Origin of the sequence: Hymenobacter sp. AT01-02, from assembly GCF_000961955.2 — a bacterium.
GTDB classification, from domain to species: domain Bacteria; phylum Bacteroidota; class Bacteroidia; order Cytophagales; family Hymenobacteraceae; genus Hymenobacter; species Hymenobacter mucosus.
Map to the genome: position 1 here is coordinate 1 of NZ_JZIR02000226.1, position 3,654 is coordinate 3,654.

The 3,654-nt window shown below is 58.7% G+C and carries 5 protein-coding genes and 1 pseudogene; 2 read left to right on the forward strand and 4 right to left on the reverse strand.

Translation table 11 applies throughout. From position 1 onward, the window contains the following. Positions 1-332: two-component regulator propeller domain-containing protein (locus VI25_RS22655; protein WP_161807040.1), on the reverse strand; the 332-nt coding region annotated here is incomplete at its 3' end. A 422-nt stretch (positions 333-754) separates the two neighbouring features. Between VI25_RS22655 and VI25_RS23775 the strand changes: the two are divergent. Beyond that, positions 755-916 (forward strand): annotated as a pseudogene (locus tag VI25_RS23775) (transposase); the annotation flags it as partial. Between the two features lie 6 nt (positions 917-922). On the opposite strand, the gene VI25_RS22660 reads toward VI25_RS23775, so the two are convergent. Continuing rightward, a complete protein-coding gene (locus tag VI25_RS22660) occupies positions 923-1,150 on the reverse strand; it encodes a hypothetical protein (RefSeq protein ID WP_045690646.1) in 228 nt (75 codons plus the stop codon). A 7-nt stretch (positions 1,151-1,157) separates the two neighbouring features. On the opposite strand from VI25_RS22660, the gene VI25_RS28085 reads away from it, so the two are divergent. After that, the gene (locus VI25_RS28085; protein ID WP_262490008.1) at positions 1,158-1,280 is read left to right on the forward strand and encodes a hypothetical protein; all 123 of its coding nucleotides are present in this window, start codon (positions 1,158-1,160) and stop codon (positions 1,278-1,280) included. A 988-nt stretch (positions 1,281-2,268) separates the two neighbouring features. Here the strand turns inward: VI25_RS28085 and VI25_RS22665 are convergent. Further along, on the reverse strand, positions 2,269-2,760 hold the full coding sequence (locus tag VI25_RS22665) for a GNAT family N-acetyltransferase (RefSeq protein WP_045690645.1): 492 nt from the start codon (positions 2,758-2,760) through the stop codon (positions 2,269-2,271). Between the two features lie 188 nt (positions 2,761-2,948). Beyond that, a partial coding sequence (locus VI25_RS22670) for a metallophosphoesterase family protein (RefSeq protein ID WP_316934405.1) occupies positions 2,949-3,654 on the reverse strand: 706 nt, incomplete at its 5' end.

A 3,654-nucleotide genomic window follows, 5' to 3' on the forward strand; every position in this document is an offset into this window, starting at 1 on the left:
GGCCGGTCGGCGGCGGGCACCTGCTGTTCATCGAGGCTAACGAATGTCTCGTGGTTGGGCACGTAGCGCATCAGCCCCGCCCGCTCGGCCCCTACCCAAAGCTGACCATCGGGAGCAGCCAGTAGCACTTTTATCCGGTTGCTAGGCAATCCATTGCGGCGGTTGACTGGCAGCAGGTAGTGCTTGAGCCGGTACCCATCGTAGCGGCTGAGGCCGTGGTTGGTGCCTACCCACACAAAACCATCCCGGTCCTGGGTCACGGCCATAGCGTCGCTATGGGCGAGGCCATTATCGACGGTTAGGTGTTCGAAGCGAAAATCGAGGGGACTCACATCCTGTGCGCTGACCGGTGTGCTTGCCCAAAAAACTATGGCACTCAGCAGACAACTCCACACAGCACGACACCATAACGCCATAGGCTTCCAAAACAAATAAGACGAACAGTAAAAATAGCTGCTTACTTAGAAGCTGCTAGGATTAGATTTAGGTTGTAGAAAAATAACCATGCGTAAACTGCTCACTGTTTGCGCATGGATAGCATAAGAGGAAGAATAGAGATTTCTGTCAGGGCCTAGGCCGCGGATTTAATGGGTGCGGTGCGTCTCGCAAAACGGGCGTGGCGGTTACGCGCTTCCGCCTTGCTGAGCGCGCGCCGGTCCATAACTTCTATTGTCGACTAGCCTAGCTCGTCGATTGGCGCTTTCTCTACTAGGAGACCCAAGCGCTTTATAGCCACGCCAGTCAGCCCTCGCTCGACCCCATGGTGTTCTTCAAACTCGTGCTCGTAGGGCGGCTGGAAAACCTGGTTGAGCACTGTGCTACGCGGCTCGATATTCTCTACTTCCTGGGCTACGAGGTAGACGAAGACTTGCCCTGGCACTCGACCTCAGCTGCACCCGGTAGTTCTACCCGCTAGTCGGCTCTACCCGCGCAAAGCCTCGTGTGCGCCGAAAACCACCAAACGCAAGGTCACGCGCACGGCTATGACCCGAATTAACGCCGGGTGCTTGCCCGGCAGCAAAGCCGACGAGGGCAACGCATGCGGCTTCTGCGCCAGGTCAACACGCGTGGACGAGCTAGCGCGCATAAGACGATGCTGCTGGCGGCCATGGCCTACAATCTGAAAAAGCTGCTCAAGTTTCGTCCTCAACAGCAACTTGGGCTCCCCGTTGCACTACCCAAGCCGCCTGCGCCTCCTCCAACCAGCCTTTTCCGACGAGGAACTACGGGCCACCGACTACTCAATCGGCTCAGTAGTCATGAAAGCACCTAACCGCTGAGGGTTCTGCAACAGCCACTACACCCTAATAAACCTTCTGTTTAGGCAATTATCCCCTTCGCTCATCAGTGCTTATCGCACTGCACTTATCCTTCTTTGTTATGTTGTAGCCTTTTTCACCAAGGGAAGCCATTAACAGAAGTTGTGCAGATGTTAGTAGAAGAGGGAGCCTCCCCGGAACAAGCGACTCTACTAGCGCATAGATATTATCTCGGCAATATTTAGGGGCAAGCTTCCCTCGTATTGGATGACCTGCCGGAGTCCGGAGGGTACCACTGGGATATCATAGGTAATATGGTTGCCGAGTTCGGCGAAGAGAAGATGTTCCTGTGGATGAAGAAAGTCCTGAGGGTTGGTTTGGCTACTACAAGCACTTGCCCCGACCAGTAGCAGCAGGAGACCATCAGCACGGGGGAACGCGGACACACTATGCCAAGACAAGGCTCGGGAGGCAGCAGTAAATGGCATGCGGAATAGAACTTTATAGAAACTGGGAAGCTAGTACTAGCCGTCCCCCTTTCCCGGAATAATTTCTAAACATAATATTTGGCATGAGCAGAGCTGTGGAAATGCCTGAATAAGAGCGCATCAAGGCAACGCAACTTCAGTCGTAGTTTACCCTATCCGTCCGCTTGCTCCACGTAACGGCTGCCCCCATGCAGTTACTCGGCCGACTTCTCTTCATCAGCCTCTGCGTGACGCAGCCAGTCATCGGACAATGACTGAACGCAACAGGGCAGCCATGGAAAGCGCGTGTGGACGCTACCAGTTGGCTAACGCAGCTAAGACAATAAGGCGTAGATAGCGTACTAAGCTTTCGCTACGATTGCGATACTGGCACAGCCCCCGCCACCCGGTCCCATGTGGTTTGACAGCAGGCCGGACAGCAGCACCTGCGGGCCTACTGGGTTGCTGCTCTGCCCCACCACCTATGTGCCAGGATGGCGGGCGCTGACGCGGCGGGTACGATTACCGTCAGCAGCAGTAGGTTAGGTGCCGACGGTGGGGCTGCGCCGCTCCAACTGCACTGTGTTGCGCCACACACCGTGGTGCTGACCAATTCGTTCGCGGTAGCCGATGATGCGGAAGCCAGCCTGCGTGTGCAGGCCGATGCTGGCCTGGTTTTCCTCAAACGTGCCGGCTTGCAGCGTCCAGATACCATGGGCCTCCGACTCGGCAATCAACGCCTGCAGCAGAAGCCGGCCCACGCCACGCCCGCGGGCTTCTGCGCCCACGTAGATGCTGATTTCGGCTACCCCGCCGTACACGCAGCGCCCCGAAACCGGCGAGAGGGAGGCCCAGCCCAGCACCGTGCCCACGTCGTCTACGGCCACTAGGCGGCTGTGCGGCAGGTGGCCTTTGTCCCAGGCTTCCCAAGCCGGGGCCTGCGTTTCAAACGTAGCGTTGCCGGTGGCCATGCCGGCTTCGTAAATGGCCTTCACGGCCGGCCAGTGAGCTTCGGTGAGCGGAATAATCGTCATGGCGACTCGAGCGTTAGTAGGCGTTGCGGAGCATGTCCGCGTATTCGTTGGGCAGCGGCGAGGCCTCGATGGCGCGGGCGGCTTTTTCTACATCGTAGGCCACGCGCACCAGTTCGGAGCGCACGCTCTGCGGGGAAGTGAGCGTGGAGTGCTCGTCCAGGTGCAGCAGTTGGTAGGCTGCCCGCGGGTCACCGTCCTTGGGCTTGCCTACCGAGCCGATGTTGAGCGCGTGCCGGTAGCGGATCTGACCCGCGTGCTCGGTAGGCGAAGGTGCGGTGGTAGGGCTTGTGGGTGTGGCCGAAGAGCAGAATATCCGCGCCGGCGTCTTCCAGCACCCGCCGGAAGCTGGCCTCGGGACGGTCCTCGAACAGGTACTCGTTGATTTTGCGGGGCGAGCCGTGCACCATCAGCAAGCTCAGCGTGCAGGGCTCGTCCTGAAAGTCTACGCGCAGGTGCTTGGGCAGGCAGCGCAGATACCGCCGCTCCTCAGCCCCGATGACCTGATTGGTAAAGGCAATGCTCTGCGCACCCAACTCCTTTTCCGTGTCCGTCTTGTAGGCGCAGCCGCAGTTGTCGCTAGCCAGGCCAATGCCCTGGTCGTAGTTGCCGGCCAGCGTAGGGATGCCACGCCGCCGCACTTCATTCACCACTTCATTGGGCCAGGGTGCGTAGCCCACCAAATCGCCCAAACAGAAAATCATGTCGGAGCGGCGCTGCTCCAGGTCGGAGAGCACCGCTTCCAGGGCCGGCAGATTGCCGTGCACGTCGGAGAAAAAGGCAATGGTCATCAGGAGGTCAAACTCAGCCAAAAGTAGGATTAGCCAAGCATAAGCGAAGCGACGCCACCCGCTACGGGCAGCGCCGCTAACAGTGCCTACGCAGCACCCGCTGCCG

What these genes read in the sequence shown, in the direction of transcription:
- VI25_RS22665 (WP_045690645.1), bottom strand. Translation starts at nt 2,760, where the DNA reads ATGACGATTATTCCGCTCACCGAAGCTCACTGGCCGGCCGTGAAGGCC.